A 15,822-nucleotide genomic window follows, 5' to 3' on the forward strand; every position below is an offset into this window, starting at 1 on the left:
GCGTGTCCGGGGGGCGGCCCCGGACGGCCGGGAGGGGGACCCGTTTGCCCGCCCCGAATGGCGCAGCGCGGGCCGCTGCGGGTGAATGTGACGAGGCGTGCGCGACGCATGACGCACGATGACCGGCGCGCGCTGCGCAGACCCCGCGTGCCGGCGAACGGGGCGCGGGATGCGCAGACCCCGCGTGCCGGCGAACGGAGCTTTCGATGAACGACCCCAGCACCCTCGCGACGGACCAACCCGACGACCGCCAGGGGCCGCCCCCCGACCCGCGCCCCCGCCCGGCCCGCGCCGCCACCCGTCGCCAGGGCGCGGAGGCGGCCCGCCCTCCGGCCCGGGACTCGGACGCGGCCCGTGCTACGGACGCGGCCCCGGCTCCGGACGCGGCCCGCCCTCCGGGCACGGCCCCGGCTCCGGCGCCCGCCCGCACCCCGGTGTCCATCCCGGCCCGGGACCGGGACGCGCTGCGCCACCGGCTGCGCCGGCCCACCGCCGCCGTACTGCTGCTGTGCGGGTTCCTGCACCTGCCGCTGGGGGTTCCGGTCCCGGGCCACTGGTCCGCCCCGGCCGCGTCCCTGCTGTGCCTCGTGCTCGGCGTCGTGCTCGCGCTCCGGGACACCCCGGCGGTGTGGCGGTCCGTGGCGGTGGCCGCCCTCGCGGTCGTCACGCTGCACGTGGTCGGCGGGATCGTGCCGTTCGACCCCCTCGCGGGCGCGTTCGGCGGGGCCCAGCCCTGGGCCGGCGTCACGGTCGTGCTGTGCGCCGGGGCCACGGCGGTCCTGGCCGGCCTGGCCCTCACGTACCGGCCCCCGCCCCCCGGCACGGCCGACTCCACCTGACCCACCCGGACAAGGGGCTCCGACCGCCGGGGTCCTGCCGTTGAGGCCGCGCCGTCGGGCCCGGGCGGCCCCGGGGCCTCACCGTGCCAGGAGGTTCACCGCCCCCGTGAACGCCCCCGGCAGTCGCGCCGCCAGCGGTACGATCCGGCCGGCCAGTGGCGGGCGGCCGCGGGCCCACAGCAGGGTGGAGGTCAGGACCCGGTAGCCGCGGGACAGTTCCCGCCACGCCCGCTCGTACTCCTGCGGGCGGCCCGCGCGCACGCACCGTACGAGTTCCCCCGCCGCCGACACCGCCAGGGTCAGCCCCTCGCCGGTCAGCGCGTCCACGTACCCGGCCGCGTCCCCCACGAACAGCACCCGCCCCGCCACCCGGGTCCGGGCCCGCTGGCGCAGCGGGCCGGCGCCGCGCACCGCCGCGCCGGACGGCCCCGGCGCCGGCAGCCGGGCGGCCAGCGCGGGGAAGTGGCCGGCCAGCTGGACGTCGAAGGGCGCCTGACGGGAGGTCAGTACCGCCACCCCGATCCGGTCAGGACCCAGCGGGGTCACGTAAGCCTCGCAGTCGGGCGCCCAGTGCACCTCCACCAGGTCGCTCCACGGCGCCACGGCGTAGTGGCGGCGCAGCCCGTACCGCGCGGGCCGCCCCGGCGCTGCCGGTACCGTCAGGCCCAGCGCGCGCCGCACCGGCGAGTGCAGGCCGTCCGCCGCCACCAGGTACCGGGCCGTCAGCCCGGCCGCCGCGACCCGGTCCGTGTCCTGGCGGACCTCCCCGGCCCGCCGCGCGAGCACCCGTACGCCCAGCGCCTCGGCCCGCCGGGCCAGCGCCGCCTGGAGTTCGGTACGCCGCACCCCGCGCCCGGGGCCGGCGCGGAAGAGGCCCTCGGCGCGCAGCCCCGTCACGCCGTCCACGTAACGGATCCCGCGGAAGGGCCGGCCCGGCACCGGCACGCCCAGTTCCCCGAAGCGCCGGACGGCGCCCGGCATCAGCCCCTCCCCGCAGGCCTTGTCGACCGGGGTCGGCCGCGGTTCGAGGACCACCACCTCCAGCCCGGCCAGCGCCCCGTGGATCGCGGTGGCCAGCCCCGCCGGGCCACCGCCCGCGATCAGCAGGTCGATCACGAGGCGACCCGGGCCAGCGGTCCCGCCCCCGGGGCGGCGGCCAGCGCCCGGTCCTCGCAGCCGATCCGCACCCGCAGCAGCAGGGCGTTGAGCACCGTGAAGGCACTCGCCGTCAGCCAGGCGGAGTGCACCAGCGGCAGCGCCAGTCCCTCCAGCACCACCGCTACATAGTTGGGGTGCCGCAGCCACCGGTACGGCCCGCCCGTCACCAGCGGCAGCCCGGGCACCACCAGCACCCGGGTGTTCCAGCGCGGCCCCAGCGTCGCCACGCACCACCAGCGCAGCCCCTGCGCCGCCACGGCGAGGCCGAGCGCCGTCCAGCCGAGGACGGGCAGGAACGCACGGTACGGGGCTTCGAGCGCGCAGCCCGCCAGCAGCGCGGTGTGCAGGGCGACCATGGCCGGGTAGTGGCCGCGGCCGTACTCGCGCGCCCCCCGGGCGCGGCTCCAGGCGGCGTGCCTCCGGGCGGTGCCGAGTTCGGCGAGCCGCTCCACCGCCACCAGGGCGAGGAGCAGCAAATAGGGGGTCAGGGAAGCGGACGTCGATGTCATCGGGACCTCACCAGCGCAGCAGGACGAGTTCGGAGGCGAAGCCCGGACCGAAGGCCAGCATCAGGCCGACCGATCCGGGCGCGGGCGGACCGGCGGCCTGCACGGAGCCGAGGATGTGCAGGACGGACGCGGAGGAGAGGTTGCCCACCGCCGCCAGGGAGCGGTGGCTCGGCGCGAAGGCCCGGTCCGGCAGCCCCAGGGCCCCGGCCAGCACGTCGAGGATCTTCGGGCCGCCCGGGTGGCAGATCCAGGTGCCGACGTCCGCCGGCTTGAGGTCGTGCTGCGCGAGGAAGGACTCGACCTCCTCCACCACGTGCAGCCGCACCAGTTCGGGCACCTCGCGGCCCAGCACCATCCGGAACCCCCAGTGGCCGATGTCCCAGCCGAGCAGGTGTTCGGTGCCCGGGTAGAGGCGGCTGCGCGCGGCCACCACCAGGGGCCCCGCCCCGCCGTCGTGGAGGGGGTGGCCGGCGCCGACCGCCAGCAGGGCGCCGGCGCCGTCCCCGAAGAGGGCCCCGGCCACCAGGTTCGCCATCGAGGTGTCGGTGGGCTGGAGGGTGAGCGAGCACAGCTCGGTGGACAGCAGCAGCCCCGCCTGTCCCGGACGGCCCGTCAGCTGCTCGTGCAACAGCCCGAGTCCGGCGGCGCCCGCCGCGCAGCCGAGCCCGAACAATGGCATCCGGCGCACGTCGGGGCGCAGCCCGCCACGGGTGACGAGACGGGCCTCCAGGGAGGGGGTGGCCAGCCCCGTGACGGTGGTCGACAGCACCAGGTCCACCTCCCGCGCCGCCAGCCCGGCCCCCGCCAGGGCCCGGGCGACGGCTTCGGCGCCGAGGTCCAGGGCGGCGCGGACGAAGAGCGCGTTGGAGGTGCCGAAGTCGGTGGCCGGGCCGTAGCGCTCCAGCGGGAGCGCGAGGTGGCGCGACTCCACCCGGACCGAGGCGTGCATGCGGCGCAGCAGGGCCGCGTCGGGGCCGGGCGGCAGGAAACCGGCGAGGGCCTCCGTGATCCGCGACTGGGGGTAGAGGTGGGGCGGGAACACGCTGCTCACTGCCAGGACACGTGTCATTGGCCCAACATAGGGAAGAAGCGGCGAATCCCAAGGAAGGGCGCGAAAGGTGCGGAGCGGACGTGTCGCCACGGCGTAGCGTGTTGCCGTGCCCGCCCCCGTGCTCCCGGCCCCGCCGCCCGCGCCCCCGGCGGGCGCCGCGACGGCCGCCCTGCTGGGCGCCTGCCACCCCCTCCCGGCCGCCGCCGTCACCCTGTGCGCCGCCGTGCTGGCGGCCGCCGCCGGGCGCGGCGCCGTCGGCACCGCCCTGACGGCCGCCGCCGTGGCCGCCGGCCAGCTCTCGGTCGGCTGGTCCAACGACCGCTTCGACCTGCGGCGCGACCGGTCCGCCGGCCGCCGGGACAAACCCCTGGCGACGGGCGCCCTGACGGCCGCCGCCGTGAGCCGGGCCGCCGCCGGGGCGCTGCTGCTGTGCGTGCCGCTGTCCCTGGCCGCCGGGCTCCTCGCGGGCGCCGCGCACCTCGCCGGGGTCGCGGCCGCCTGGGCCTACAACCTGGGCCTCAAGGGCACGGCCGCGTCCTGGTTCCCGTACGCCCTGGCCTTCGGGCTGCTCCCGGCCTTCGTGACGCTCGGCCTGCCCGGGAGTCCCTGGCCGCCGCTCTGGCTGACCGGCGCCGCCGCCCTGCTCGGCGCGGGCGCCCACTTCGCCAACGTGCTGCCCGACATCGCCGACGACCTCGCCACCGGGGTGCGGGGCCTGCCCCAGCGTCTCGGCGCCCACCGCTCGGCCGCCGTCGCCGCCGCCCTCCTCCTCGCCTCGACGGCCGCCCTGGTGCTGGGCCCGCCCGGCCCGGCGGGCCCGTACGGGTGGGGCCTGCTCGCGGTGAGCTGCGCGCTGCCCCTCACCGGCGTCCGGGCGTCCGGCCGGATCCCGTTCCGGGCGACGATGGCGCTCGCCGGCGCCGACGTGCTGCTGCTCCTGGCCCGGGGCGCGGGCCTGCGCTGACGCCCGTTCAGACGCGGGTACGGGTCCACTCCAGCAGCCGCTCCGCCGGCCAGGTGTTCACCACCCGGCCGGTGTCCACCCCGCACTCCACGGCCCGTTCACAGCCCGCGATCTGCCAGTCCAGCTGGCCCGGGGCGTGCGCGTCGGTGTCGACGGCGAAGAAGGTGCCCGCCGCCACGGCGAGGCGCAGCAGCCGCCGGGGCGGGTCCAGCCGCTCGGGCCGGCTGTTGATCTCCACGGCCGTACCGGCCTCCGCGCACGCCGCGAACACCCGCTCGGCGTCGAACCGCGACTCCGGGCGGGTCCGGCCCGTGACCAGGCGCCCCGTGCAGTGCCCGAGGACGTCCATCAGCGGGTTGCGCACCGCGGTCAGCAGCCGCCGCGTCATCTCCGGGGCCTCCATCCGCAGCTTGGAGTGGACGGAGCCCACGACCAGGTCGAGCCGGTCCAGCAGCTCGGGCTCCTGGTCGAGCGAGCCGTCGGGCAGGATGTCGCACTCGATGCCGGTCAGCAGCCGGAACGGCGCCCACCGGTCGTTCAGCTCCCCCACCACCCGCAGCTGTTCGCGCAGCCGTTCGGGGGACAGGCCCCGGGCGACCGTCAGGCGCGGCGAATGGTCCGTGAGCACCGCCCACTCGTGGCCCAGCGCGGCGGCCGCCCGGCCCATCGCCTCGATCGGACTCCCGCCGTCCGACCAGTCCGAGTGCACGTGGCAGTCCCCGCGCAGGGCCGTCCGCAGCGCCGCGGCGGCGGGGCTGGGCGGTGGGCCGGCGGGCAGCGCGGCGGCCTCGTCCTCCAGGGCCTGGAGATAGGCCGGGATCGCGCCGGTCAGCGCCTCGCGCACCACCTGGGCCGTCTTCGGGCCGATGCCCTTCACCGCTTCGAGGGAACCGGACGCGGCCCGCTCGGCCGTCTCCCGTTCCCCCATCCGGGTGAGCGCGGCGGCCGCCGTACGGAAGGCCCGTACGCGGTACGTGGGCGCCTGCGCGCGCTCCAGCAGGAAGGCGATCCGGTCCAGCGCGGCCACCGGCTCCATGGCCCACCTCCTCCCGGGCCAGTGTCGCAACGCACCGCCCGGCCCGCGACCGGCGGGCGTCGGGGTCCGCTCAGAGGTCGGAGGTGAGGGTGAACAGCGCGCCGTCCGGGTCGCGCAGGGCGATGGAGCGTTCGGTCTCCGTCGTGGTGAACACCGAGACGGTGCGTCCGTCCAGGCCCAGGGCCGCCTCCACGGCCTCGTCCAGGTCAGGGACCCGGAAGTGGACGTGCCAGCGCGGCCGGGTGTGCGGGGTGTAGGCGCCGGGCTCCACGGGCCCGCTGTTCAGCCGGGCGACCGGCTCGCCGCCCTGGCGCAGCACGACCTGCTCCTCCTCGTACGAGACCTCGCAGTGCCCGGGGCCGCCCGTGGCCCACTCCAGCACCTCCCCGTAGAAGAGCGCGGCGTCGAAGGCGTTGCGGGTGCGCAGCTCCAGCCAGGCCGGGGCCGGTCCGTGGCCGACCCGCCAGCCGGCCGCGACGGCCCCGGCCCAGATCCCGAACACCGCCCCGTCGAGGTCGGCGACCAGCGCGGCGCGGCCACCCGCCGGGAACGACACCGGACCCACCGCGACCGTGCCGCTGCGCTCCCGGATCCGGGCCGCCGCGAGGTCGACGTCCTCCACGGCGAAGTACGGGGTCCAGGCCACCGGCACCGCCAGGTCCCCGGCCAGCGCCCCGATGCCGGCGACCGGTACGCCGTCCAGGACGGCCACCGAGAACCCCTCGCCGAGCCGCGTCGCGGGCCGGAAGGTCCAGCCGACGACCGTTCCGTAGAAACGCTGGGCGGCCTCCAGGTCACGGGCCATCAGGCTCACCCAGCAGGGGGCCCCGGAGACGTCCTTAGCAGAAATAGCCACAGCACAAGAAGTAGCGCCCGGCCGCCCCCGCCGCCGCGCAGGCGCGCCAGTGGGTCATCACCACCAGTAGGCGGGGTACCTCGGTGCCGTGCGGCGGATGCGGGAGCCGGCGTAGCCGGTGAGGACGAGGAGCACGGTGGAGCCGAGGAGCAGGGGCACGAACCGGGTGGGCGCCGGGGTCTGCAGGACGATCACCACGGAGGTGGCCACCGCCGGCGAGTGCGGGGTGCGGGCCAGGGTGAGCAGGGCGAGGGTCAGCCCGGCGGCCAGGGCCGCCGCCCAGGCGCTGCTGCCCGCCGCGGCGAGTACGGCGAAACCGGCCACGGCGCCGATCAGGTGGCCGACGACCACACCGCGGGGCTGCGCGAGCGGCAGGGCGGGGGCGCTGTGGATCAGGGCGGCGCTGGCGGCGAGCGGGGGGATCAGCACCGGTTCGTGGATCGTCGCGCCGATCGCCACCAGGGCCAGCAGCACCGTCGTCGCCGCGCTGACGCTGTGGACGGCGGCGAGCGCGCCCGGCCGCGCCGGGGGCCGCAGGGCGGTGGGTGCGGGGTGCGCGGCGGGGCCGGGGCGCGGGGCGCCGGCGCTGGCGGTGGTGCCGTACGGAGCCGCTTCGGGGCGCGGGGTGGTGGCAAGGTGCCCGGCGGATTCCGGGTGCGGGGCGGTGGCGGTCGCCGGGCTGGGGTTCATGGCTGCGGGGATTTCCGGGGCAGGGGACGGGGCGGGCGGGACCGGCGCGGACAGCCGGACCGGACCCGGTGATCCACCTCCGGCCCGGTCTCGCGTCCGTTCCGGGTGCGACCGACGCGATCCGGCCACCACTTTATCGCTCACCCGTACGACCGCGGCGAAGGGGGCCCGCGAAGAGCGGGAACGGCCCCGGAACCACCGCCCCGCTCGTGTAGGAATACGGGACAGGTACGACGGCAGGAAGGACCGGCATGACCACGCACCCGGCCCCCACCGGGGCCCCGGCGGACCTCGACGCGGTGATCGCGCACGCCCCCGACGACGCCACCGGCGCCCTCTGGCGGCTGACCGACCCCGCGCGCGGCATCGACTCCAACCTGATCCGGCTGCGCCCCGGCGCCGTCATCGCCGAGCACGCCGAGCCCGCCCTCGACGTCCTGCTCGTCGTCGTCGCCGGCACCGGGCGGATCGACACCGGGGACGGCCCGCACGAGCTGCGGCCGCACACGGCGGTGTGGCTCGCCCGGGGCGCGCGCCGCTCGCTCGCGGCGGGCCCGCAGGGGCTGGCGTACCTGACCGCGCACGTCCGGCGCCCCGGCCTCGGCATCGCCGCGCCCCCCGCCGCCGGCGGCGAGAGCGCCTGCCTGCTGCACCGGGTCTGCCCCGGCTGCGGGCGGCTCGCCACCGAATCCGGCGCCCGCTACTGCTCCCGCTGCGGCGCCGGGCTCCCGGACTGACGGGCCCGGGGCGGCGAAAGGCCTCCCGGGCGGGACCCGGGAGGCCGTGCCCGGACCGTGGCGCGGCCCGGAGCGGATCAGCGGTGGATCAGCGGTGGATCAGAAGCGCCACGAAGCGGATCAGAAGCCGCAGCCGGTGACCCACTTGTGTGAGGAGATCCGGTCGTTCCACTCCCACGGGATGTTGCCCCGGGAGCCGTTCGGGGCGCAGGTGGAGGCGCCGCCGTAGTTGATGTTCTCGTAGACGCGGACGTCGCCGAGGCTGCCCGAGTAGCCGTTGTTCCAGTAGGCCGAGGCCTTGTCGTTCATGTTGTAGTTGCCGCCGGAGCCACAGGTGCGCCAGTCGGCGTCGTTCCCGCTCCACCCGCAGCGGGCCCCGCCCTCGTTGGTGTTCTCCCACACCCAGTAGTTGCCGTCGGCCGACACCCCGGAGGCGTCGGCCGGGGCCGCGGAGGCGGTGGTGAGCGTCGCGGGGACCGCGAGCAGCGGGAGCGCGAGCGCGCAGGCCAGCATCGTCGTACGGAACTTACGCATGGGATCCTCCGGAAGTGTCGGTGCTCTTGGTGGTGGTGCCGTCGGTCTCGTCGGTGTGGTCTTCTGGTCGGTCGGACGGGGGGACGACGCGCTCCGCCTTCGGGAGCGCGGCGTTCTGGAGCCTGCGCCGCAGGTCGATGTCGTCCCGGTGACGTGCCCGGAACTCCTCGCCGTAGGTGCGGTCCAGAGCTTGGGAGACCCGGCTCAGGCCGGTCTCGGTGGCGCAGGTGGCCTCGGTGACCGCGAGGGCGCTCTCGGCCTCGTCGGCCCGGTCCGGCGGCAGTTCCTCCGCGAAGGCGGCGGCCGCGGCCCGGGAGTCGTCGGGGGAGCCGTACGGCCGGCCGGCCGCCCGCATGCAGGCCGCCCACGAGCCGACCGCCTCCGTGTACCGGGGGTCCTCGCGGACCCGTGCCTCCTGCGCGGGGCGGATGTTCATCGTGACGACCTTGACGCGGAACCAGGCGGCCAGGTCCCCGTAGAGGGAGCGCTCCGCCCGGGCGATGCATCCGTCGGGGCTCGCCGTGAGCGTCGTGCCGGTCGGGGCGGTGGCCGACAGGCCCACGGGGGAGGCCCCCATCAGCGCGGTCCTGGCGGCCGCCCGCTCGCGGTCCGACAGCCCGTGGAAGTACCGCTGGTTGGGGTCCGCCAGCCGGGCCGCCTCGCTCGCCCGGTCGTCCCGGCCGCCGTAGCCGTGGGCGCGGGCCCACTCCACGTCGTCCAGTCCGTACGGGAACGAGCGCTGCTCCCGCGCCTCGGGCGGGGGTTCGGTCACGGCGTACCGGAACCCCCGGTCCGCCATGCAGTGGCTGATCAGGACCTGCTCGGCCCGCTCCAGCAGCCGGGACTGCCCGGCGGTGGATTCCACCGCGGCGGCCGGGCCGCCCGGCCGCGGGCCGGGGCCGCCCGTCCCGCATCCGGTGAGCGCGGCCAGGGCCAGCGCCGCAGCCAGAACGGCCACCGGGGCCCCTCGTGTTCGCCTCATCCGCGCGGTCCTCCTCTTCGGTGTGCTCTCCGGGTACCGGCGTCGTCCGGGGCGTGGTCGCCGCCGTCGGGACCCAGGTCTAGCCGCCATCCGTTGTTCGCCGTCGGCGCCCTGGCAGCGAACAAACAATTGCTGAACAATCCACCCCGGAGCGCAGAAAAGGGGCCTGGTGGAAGGGCCTGGGGGAAGGAGCTGTGCATGGCACGCAAGGAACGTCCGCTGGAAGGCGGGGACGGGCCTCTGCTGGAGTTCGCCACCGCCCTGCGCCGTCTGCGCCACGAGGCCGGGTCCCCGCCGTACCGGGACCTGTCCGCGCGCGCCCACTACTCGGTGGCGACCCTGTCCGGGGCCGCCGCCGGCCGCCGGCTGCCCAGCCTGGACGTGACCCTGTCCTACGTACGCGCCTGCGGTGGCGACCCGGCGGAGTGGGAACGCCGCTGGCACGCCGCCGCCGTGGAACTGGCCGTCGAGGGCCTGGCGCCGCCCGGCTCCGGGGCCGCGCCGCACGGCGCCGACCCCGGCGGGCCGGACGCGCGGGGACTCCCGTACGTCGGGCTCGCCGCCTTCCGCGCCGAGGACGCCCCGCTCTTCTTCGGCCGCGAGCGCCTCGTCGAGGACCTCGCCACCGCCCTGGCCCGGCACCGCGTCGTGGCCCTCGTCGGCGCCTCCGGAGCCGGCAAGTCCTCCCTCCTGCACGCCGGGCTGCTGCCCCGGCTGCGCTCCGAGGCCCCCACGGCCGCCGTCGAGGTGCTCACCCCCGGACCCCGCCCCCTCGACCGGGCCCGGCGCACCCTCGACGGCCACGAGGGGCCCGACGCACCCGAACGGGTGCTGATCGTCGACCAGTTCGAGGAGGTCTTCACCGTCTGTCCGGACGCCGGGGAACGCGCCGCCTTCGTCTCCCTGCTCGTCGGCGCCGCCCGGCGGCCCGGCTCAGGCTGCCGGGTCGTCCTCGGTGTGCGCGCCGACTTCTACGCGCACTGCACCCGCCACCCCGAACTCGTCGCGGTGCTCCGCGAGGCCCAGGTCGTCGTCGGCCCCATGACCGCCGCCGAACTGCGCCGGGCCGTCGTGGAGCCCGCCCGCCGGGCCGGTCTCACCGTCGAAGGGGCCCTCCAGGCCACCCTCGTCGCCCACGCCCACGGCCAGGTCGGCGCCCTGCCCCTGCTCTCGCACGCGCTCCTGGAGACCTGGCGCCGCCGCCGGGGCGCCGCCCTCACCCTGGACGGATTCCATGCCGCAGGGGGTTTCGAAGGCGCCCTCGCCCAGTCCGCCGAAGCCCTCCACGCCTCCCTCACCACCCGTCAGCAGGCCCTGGCCCGGCGGGTGTTCGTCCACCTCATCGCCCTCGGCGAGGGCACCGAGGACACCAAACGCCCCGTCGCCCGCGCCGAGTTCGGGCAGGACGCCGACACCCGGGCCGTCCTCGCCCGCGCCGCCGCCTTACGCCTGCTGACGCTGGACCAGGACGTCGTCGAGCTCACCCACGAGGCCCTCATCCGGGCCTGGCCCCGGCTGCGCGGCTGGATCGGCGACGACCGCGAACGGCTGCGCCGCCATCGCCAGCTCGCCGAGGCCGCATGCGCCTGGGAAGGCGTGGGACGCGACCCCGGCGCCCTCCTGCGCGGCACCCGGCTCGCCCTGGCCCGGGAGATCGTCGCCCCGCCCGCCCTCGGGCTCAGCCCCGCGGAGCGGGAGTTCCTCGACGCCAGCAGCGCCGCCGAGGCCGCCGCCGGGAGCCGGGCCCGCCGCCGCACCCGCCGGCTGCGCTGCCTGGTCGGGGCCCTCGCCGCCGTCGTCGCGGTGGCCGCCGTCGCCACCGGCAACGCCGTACGGGCCGAGGGCGAGGTCACCCGCCAGCGCAACGACGCCGTCGCGCAGAACCTCGCCGAGACCGCCTCCGACCTGACCGGCACCGCCGCCACCACCGGCGCCGGCTCCGGGCTCGCCGTCCAGCTGAGCCTGACCGCCCACCGGCTCTCGCCCACCGCCCGGACCCGCGACAGCCTCCTGTCCGCCCTGATGACCTCGGTCGCCGCCCACGACAAAGAGGTCGTCGCCCTCGCCTACCGCCCCGACGGGCGCCAGCTGGCCACCGCGAGCGGGGACCACACCGCCCGGCTGTGGCAGACCCGCGGCACCGCCCGGCCCGCCCTCGTCGCCACCCTCGGCGGCCAGGCCGACGACCTGCGTGCCGTCGCCTACCGGCCCGACGGCCGCCTCCTCGCCACCGCCTGCGCCGACGGCAGCGTCCGGCTGTGGGACGTCTCCGAGCCCGCCCGGCCGGCGGTCGAGGCCGAGCTGCCCGCGCGCGGCGGCGACGTACGCGCCCTCGCCTTCAGCCCCGACGGCCGGGCCCTGGCCACCGCCGGCGCACGGGGCGGCGTACGCCTGTGGGACGTGAGCGGGCCCGCCGGGCGGGAGCCCGCCGAGACCGCGCTGGTCGGCGGAGACCGCGACACCGTGCGCGCGGTCGCCTTCAGCCCGGACGGGCGGGTCCTCGCCACCGCCGGGGAGGACACCACCGTCCGCCTGACCGACGTGGCCGACCGGGCGCGGCCCGTCCCGCTGGCCCTCGTCACCGGCCACGACACCGCCGTCTTCTCCGTCGCCTTCAGCCCCGACGGCCACACCCTCGCCACCGCCTCCGGCGGCCACACCCCCATCCGACTCTGGGACGTCACCGAGCCGCGCCGCCCCGCCGCCCTCGCCACCCTGACCGGGCACACCGACGTGGTCGGCGCGGTCGCCTTCGCCCCCGACGGGCGCACCCTGGCCACCGCGAGCGACGACCGCACCGTCCGGCTGTGGCGCCTGCCCCGGCCCGGCCGGCCCGGCCCGCTGGCCACCCTGACCGGGTTCACCACCGCCGTCGGCTCCGTCGCCTTCAGCCCGGACGGCACCGCCCTGGCCGCCGGGGGTTACGACAGCACCCTGCGGCTGGCCGACACCGACCTCGACCGGGCCGTGGCGGGGGCCTGCGCGCACACCGGCCCGCGGATCACGCGCGCGCAGTGGTCCTCGTACATGCCCTATCTGGACTACGCGCCGCCGTGCAGCGGCCTCGAACGCCCCTGATCACCGCCCGGTCCCCCTACCCTCGGTGGCCGGACCCCCGGCTCCGTCCCGGAAGGCAGGCCCCGCATGGTGAGCTCCCAGGTACCCGTGATCGACCTCGGGCCGTGGCGGTCCGGTGACGCCGCCGCCCGGGCCCGGATCGCGGACCGCGTCGACGAGGCGCTGCGCAGCGCCGGGTTCCTGCTGGTCACCGGGCACGGAGTGGATCCGGCCCTGCCCGCCCGGATCCGCGCCGAGGCCCGTACCTTCTTCCGGCTCCCGCCGGAGGCGAAGCGGCCCTACGCCGTCAGCGTCGGCGGACGCGGCTGGCTCGGACCCGGCGCGGAGGCCAACGCCTACGCCGAGGGGACGCCGTCGCCGCCCGACCTGAAGGAGTCCTGGTCCTTCGCCGCCGACGAGCCGACCGGCGTGCCCGCGGTGGACGACCGGTGGTTCCGGCCGAACGCCTGGCCCGCCGAGGTGCCGGGGCTGCGGCAGCCGGTGACCGCGTACCTCGCCGCGATGCGGGCCCTCTCCGATGAGCTGCTGGAGCTTCTCGCCGTGGCCCTGGCCCTGCCCGGCGACCACTTCACCCGTCACACCGGCCACCCCACCTGGGGGTTCAACCTCAACTGGTACCCCGGCGCCGAGGTGGTCGGGCCGCCCCTGCCGGGACAGTTCCGCATCGGCCCGCACACCGACTTCGGGACGGTGACCGTCCTCGACCGCGAGCCGGGCGCCGGCGGCCTGCAGATCCACACCGAGGCCGACGGCTGGCAGGACGCCCCCTACGACCCGGCCGCGCTCACCGTGAACATCGGCGACCTCCTGGCCCGCTGGACCGGCGACCGGTGGCGGGCCGGCCGCCACCGGGTCCTGCCGCCCCCCGCGGACGCCCCGGCCGAGGAGCTGGTCTCCCTCGTCTACTTCTACGAGTGCGACCCGCACACCCGCGTCGAGTCCCTGCCCGCCCCCGTCGGGCGGGTGGTCCACGAGCCGGTCGACTCGCACGCCTACCTGCGGGCGAAGCTGGACGCGATCACCGTCGCCTGAGCCGGGCCGGTTCTTCCCGTCCGCCCGTCCGCCCGTCCGCCCGTCCGCCCGTCCGCCCGTCCGCCCGTCCGCCCGGCCGTCCGCCCGGCCGCCGGAGGGGGCCCGATTACCGTCGGCCGGAAGCGTTCGGCAGGATGAGGGCATGACCGAGATCCGCACCCCCCGCCTCATCCTGCGCCGCTGGAGCGACGACGACCTCGTCCCCCTGTCGGAGATCCTCGCCGACCCGGAGGTGATGCGCTGGATCGGCGACGGCTCCGTCCTCGACCTGGACGGGACCGCCGAGGCCATCGAGCGCTGGGAAGAGGAGTGGGACGACGAGGGCTTCGGCGTGTTCGCCGTCGAACTCCTCGCCTCGGGCGAACTGATCGGCGCCGTCGGTCTGACCGTCCCCGCGGGCCCGCCGGAGGTGGAGCACGGCGTGGCCGTCGAATGGCGGCTGGGCCGGCCCTTCTGGGGCCAGGGCTACGCCTCCGAAGCGGCCCACGCCACCTTGGAGTTCGCCCTCCAGGACCGCGGCCTCGACCGCGTCGTCGCCGTCAACCGGTCCGGCAACGAGGAGTCCGAGAACGTGCTGCGCAAGCTCGGCATGAAGCAGGACGGCGACACCACCGACCCGCAGTCCGGCGCCCTGCTCGGCCTCTACAGCATCGACCTCACCGAGTACGAGGCCTGAGGCCGCCCCGGCGCTCGCGGGCCGCCTCGTGGGCGGGCCGCACTGTCAGCCAGAAGTCAGCCTTTGGTAAGTCATAAGCTCTGGTTATGGGGTCATAACCCGGGGGCGGGTGCCGGGTTAGGGTGGCCTTAGTTTAGGGTTCACTTGATCAGTCAGATTGTCGGTCGAAGGGAACCCAGTCATGCCTCGCCCCCTGCGGGTAGCAATCGTCGGAGCCGGCCCCGCCGGCATCTACGCGGCCGACGCGCTGCTCAAGTCCGAGGCGGCCGTCGCTCCGGGTGTGTCCATCGACCTCTTCGAGCGGATGCCCGCCCCCTTCGGCCTGATCCGCTACGGCGTGGCCCCCGACCACCCCCGCATCAAGGGCATCATCACCGCCCTGCACCAGGTACTCGACAAGCCCCAGGTCCGCCTCTTCGGCAACGTCGACTACCCCGGTGACATCTCCCTCGACGAACTGCACGCGTTCTACGACGCCGTGATCTTCTCCACCGGCGCCACCGCCGACCGCGCGCTCGGCATCCCGGGCGTCGAGCTCGACGGCTCCTACGGCGCCGCCGACTTCGTCTCCTGGTACGACGGCCACCCCGACGTCCCGCGCACCTGGCCGCTGGAGGCGGAGAAGGTCGCCGTCCTCGGCGTCGGCAACGTCGCCCTCGACGTCGCCCGCATCCTCGCCAAGACGGCCGACGAGCTGCTGCCGACCGAGATCCCGGCGAACGTCTACGACGGCCTCAAGGCCAACAAGGCCCTCGAAGTCCACGTCTTCGGCCGCCGCGGCCCGGCGCAGGCCAAGTTCAGCCCGATGGAGCTGCGCGAGCTCGACCACTCGCCCAACATCGAGGTCATCGTCAACCCCGAGGACATCGACTACGACGAGGGCTCGATCGCCACCCGCCGCTCCAACAAGCAGGCGGACATGGTCGCCAAGACCCTGGAGAACTGGGCGATCCGCGACATCGGCGACCGCCCCCACAAGCTGTTCCTGCACTTCTTCGAGTCCCCGGCCGAGATCCTCGGCGAGGACGGCAAGGTGGTCGGCCTGCGCACCGAGCGCACCGAGCTCGACGGCACGGGCAACGTCAAGGGCACCGGCCGGTTCACCACCTGGGACGTGCGGTCCGTCTACCGGGCCGTCGGCTACCTCTCCGACGAGCTGCCCAAGCTGCCCTGGGACGTCGCCTCGGGCACCGTCCCCGACGAGGGCGGCCGCGTCATCGAGAACGGCGAGCACCTCGCCTCGACGTACGTGACCGGCTGGATCCGGCGCGGTCCGATCGGTCTGATCGGCCACACCAAGGGCGACGCGAACGAGACCGTCGCCAACCTGCTGGCCGACCACGCCGAGGGCCGGCTGCTCACCCCCGCGACGCCCGAGCCCGAGGCGGTCGAGGCCTTCCTCGCCGAGCGGCGGGTCCGCTTCACCACCTGGGAGGGCTGGCACAAGCTGGACGCCGCCGAGAAGGCGCTCGGCGAGCCGCAGGGCCGCGAGCGCGTGAAGATCGTGGAGCGCGAGGGGATGCTCGACGCCAGCGGCGCGTGAACGAGCGAGTGGGGGCCGCCCGCCGGCGGGCCCCCCCCGCGTCTCCCGCCCCGGGCCCCCGGGGGGGCGGGCCGTTGCGGGGGCGGCCGGTCCCGGGCGGGGGCGGTGAGTCGGTGTTTGAGGTGTTGTTATTCTTG

Annotated in this window: 15 protein-coding genes; 7 read left to right on the forward strand and 8 right to left on the reverse strand. The window is 76.5% G+C overall.

The window, feature by feature from the left end:
* Positions 1-206: 206 nt before the first annotated feature.
* Complete coding sequence (locus ACZ6ZT_RS02300; protein ID WP_469714723.1) at positions 207-839, forward strand: hypothetical protein; 633 nt, start codon at positions 207-209, stop codon at positions 837-839.
* 78 nt (positions 840-917) lie between these two features.
* Here ACZ6ZT_RS02300 and ACZ6ZT_RS02305 read toward each other — a convergent pair whose 3' ends face one another.
* Genes ACZ6ZT_RS02305 through ACZ6ZT_RS02315 form a run of 3 tightly spaced genes read right to left on the reverse strand, consistent with a single transcriptional unit; the run spans position 918 to position 3,575 of the window.
* The gene (locus ACZ6ZT_RS02305) at positions 918-1,955 is read right to left on the reverse strand and encodes an NAD(P)/FAD-dependent oxidoreductase (RefSeq protein ID WP_469714724.1); all 1,038 of its coding nucleotides are present in this window, start codon (positions 1,953-1,955) and stop codon (positions 918-920) included.
* Positions 1,952-2,506 carry an isoprenylcysteine carboxyl methyltransferase family protein gene (locus tag ACZ6ZT_RS02310; protein WP_469714725.1) on the reverse strand — a complete coding sequence of 185 codons (555 nt, stop codon included), beginning with the start codon at positions 2,504-2,506 and terminating at the stop codon, positions 1,952-1,954. Before ACZ6ZT_RS02310 ends, ACZ6ZT_RS02305 begins: the two co-directional genes overlap by 4 nt.
* 7 nt (positions 2,507-2,513) lie before the next feature.
* Positions 2,514-3,575 (reverse strand): type III polyketide synthase, encoded by a 1,062-nt coding sequence (locus ACZ6ZT_RS02315; protein WP_469714727.1) that lies wholly within the window; start codon positions 3,573-3,575, stop codon positions 2,514-2,516.
* 88 nt (positions 3,576-3,663) lie between these two features.
* On the opposite strand from ACZ6ZT_RS02315, the gene ACZ6ZT_RS02320 reads away from it, so the two are divergent.
* The gene (locus ACZ6ZT_RS02320; protein WP_469714728.1) at positions 3,664-4,521 is read left to right on the forward strand and encodes a UbiA family prenyltransferase; all 858 of its coding nucleotides are present in this window, start codon (positions 3,664-3,666) and stop codon (positions 4,519-4,521) included.
* Between the two features lie 7 nt (positions 4,522-4,528).
* Here the strand turns inward: ACZ6ZT_RS02320 and ACZ6ZT_RS02325 are convergent, their stop codons facing one another.
* The 3 genes from ACZ6ZT_RS02325 to ACZ6ZT_RS02335 form a co-directional block, all read right to left on the reverse strand.
* Positions 4,529-5,557 carry a PHP domain-containing protein gene (locus tag ACZ6ZT_RS02325; protein WP_469714730.1) on the reverse strand — a complete coding sequence of 343 codons (1,029 nt, stop codon included), beginning with the start codon at positions 5,555-5,557 and terminating at the stop codon, positions 4,529-4,531.
* A gap of 70 nt (positions 5,558-5,627) precedes the next feature.
* Positions 5,628-6,362 carry a VOC family protein gene (locus ACZ6ZT_RS02330; RefSeq protein ID WP_469715020.1) on the reverse strand — a complete coding sequence of 245 codons (735 nt, stop codon included), beginning with the start codon at positions 6,360-6,362 and terminating at the stop codon, positions 5,628-5,630.
* Positions 6,363-6,470: 108 nt separating this feature from the next.
* Positions 6,471-7,103, reverse strand: a complete 633-nt coding sequence (locus ACZ6ZT_RS02335) for an HPP family protein (RefSeq protein ID WP_469714731.1) — start codon at positions 7,101-7,103, stop codon at positions 6,471-6,473.
* Between the two features lie 251 nt (positions 7,104-7,354).
* Between ACZ6ZT_RS02335 and ACZ6ZT_RS02340 the strand changes: the two genes are divergently transcribed.
* Positions 7,355-7,840 (forward strand): cupin domain-containing protein, encoded by a 486-nt coding sequence (locus tag ACZ6ZT_RS02340; protein WP_469714732.1) that lies wholly within the window; start codon positions 7,355-7,357, stop codon positions 7,838-7,840.
* A gap of 120 nt (positions 7,841-7,960) precedes the next feature.
* On the opposite strand, the gene ACZ6ZT_RS02345 is transcribed toward ACZ6ZT_RS02340, so the two are convergent.
* Both ACZ6ZT_RS02345 and ACZ6ZT_RS02350 read right to left on the reverse strand, forming a co-directional pair.
* Positions 7,961-8,374 carry a peptidase inhibitor family I36 protein gene (locus tag ACZ6ZT_RS02345; RefSeq protein WP_469714733.1) on the reverse strand — a complete coding sequence of 138 codons (414 nt, stop codon included), beginning with the start codon at positions 8,372-8,374 and terminating at the stop codon, positions 7,961-7,963.
* Positions 8,367-9,332, reverse strand: coding sequence for a hypothetical protein (locus ACZ6ZT_RS02350; RefSeq protein WP_469714734.1), 966 nt, complete (start codon positions 9,330-9,332; stop codon positions 8,367-8,369). Before ACZ6ZT_RS02350 ends, ACZ6ZT_RS02345 begins: the two co-directional genes overlap by 8 nt.
* A 222-nt stretch (positions 9,333-9,554) precedes the next feature.
* Here ACZ6ZT_RS02350 and ACZ6ZT_RS02355 point away from each other — a divergent pair, with 222 nt between their 5' ends.
* The 4 genes from ACZ6ZT_RS02355 to ACZ6ZT_RS02370 all read left to right on the forward strand — a co-directional run bounded on the left by ACZ6ZT_RS02355 (position 9,555) and on the right by ACZ6ZT_RS02370 (position 15,685).
* A complete protein-coding gene (locus ACZ6ZT_RS02355; RefSeq protein ID WP_469714735.1) occupies positions 9,555-12,434 on the forward strand; it encodes an nSTAND1 domain-containing NTPase in 2,880 nt (959 codons plus the stop codon).
* A gap of 66 nt (positions 12,435-12,500) precedes the next feature.
* The gene (locus tag ACZ6ZT_RS02360; protein ID WP_469714736.1) at positions 12,501-13,466 is read left to right on the forward strand and encodes an isopenicillin N synthase family dioxygenase; all 966 of its coding nucleotides are present in this window, start codon (positions 12,501-12,503) and stop codon (positions 13,464-13,466) included.
* 142 nt (positions 13,467-13,608) lie between these two features.
* A complete protein-coding gene (locus ACZ6ZT_RS02365; protein ID WP_469714738.1) occupies positions 13,609-14,142 on the forward strand; it encodes a GNAT family N-acetyltransferase in 534 nt (177 codons plus the stop codon).
* 181 nt (positions 14,143-14,323) lie between these two features.
* Positions 14,324-15,685, forward strand: a complete 1,362-nt coding sequence (locus ACZ6ZT_RS02370; RefSeq protein WP_469714739.1) for an FAD-dependent oxidoreductase — start codon at positions 14,324-14,326, stop codon at positions 15,683-15,685.
* Positions 15,686-15,822 lie beyond the last annotated feature (137 nt).

This window comes from Streptomyces sp. NPDC102258 (assembly GCF_055584685.1).

Bases quoted from the DNA above. Each gene is read 5' to 3' on its own strand.
- ACZ6ZT_RS02300 (WP_469714723.1), top strand. From the start codon at position 207: ATGAACGACCCCAGCACCCTCGCGACGGACCAACCCGACGACCGCCAG.
- ACZ6ZT_RS02310 (WP_469714725.1), bottom strand. From the start codon at position 2,506: ATGACATCGACGTCCGCTTCCCTGACCCCCTATTTGCTGCTCCTCGCC.
- ACZ6ZT_RS02315 (WP_469714727.1), bottom strand. From the start codon at position 3,575: ATGACACGTGTCCTGGCAGTGAGCAGCGTGTTCCCGCCCCACCTCTAC.
- ACZ6ZT_RS02325 (WP_469714730.1), bottom strand. From the start codon at position 5,557: ATGGAGCCGGTGGCCGCGCTGGACCGGATCGCCTTCCTGCTGGAGCGC.
- ACZ6ZT_RS02330 (WP_469715020.1), bottom strand. From the start codon at position 6,362: ATGGCCCGTGACCTGGAGGCCGCCCAGCGTTTCTACGGAACGGTCGTC.
- ACZ6ZT_RS02335 (WP_469714731.1), bottom strand. From the start codon at position 7,103: ATGAACCCCAGCCCGGCGACCGCCACCGCCCCGCACCCGGAATCCGCC.
- ACZ6ZT_RS02340 (WP_469714732.1), top strand. From the start codon at position 7,355: ATGACCACGCACCCGGCCCCCACCGGGGCCCCGGCGGACCTCGACGCG.
- ACZ6ZT_RS02345 (WP_469714733.1), bottom strand. From the start codon at position 8,374: ATGCGTAAGTTCCGTACGACGATGCTGGCCTGCGCGCTCGCGCTCCCG.
- ACZ6ZT_RS02355 (WP_469714735.1), top strand. From the start codon at position 9,555: ATGGCACGCAAGGAACGTCCGCTGGAAGGCGGGGACGGGCCTCTGCTG.
- ACZ6ZT_RS02360 (WP_469714736.1), top strand. From the start codon at position 12,501: ATGGTGAGCTCCCAGGTACCCGTGATCGACCTCGGGCCGTGGCGGTCC.
- ACZ6ZT_RS02365 (WP_469714738.1), top strand. From the start codon at position 13,609: ATGACCGAGATCCGCACCCCCCGCCTCATCCTGCGCCGCTGGAGCGAC.
- ACZ6ZT_RS02370 (WP_469714739.1), top strand. From the start codon at position 14,324: ATGCCTCGCCCCCTGCGGGTAGCAATCGTCGGAGCCGGCCCCGCCGGC.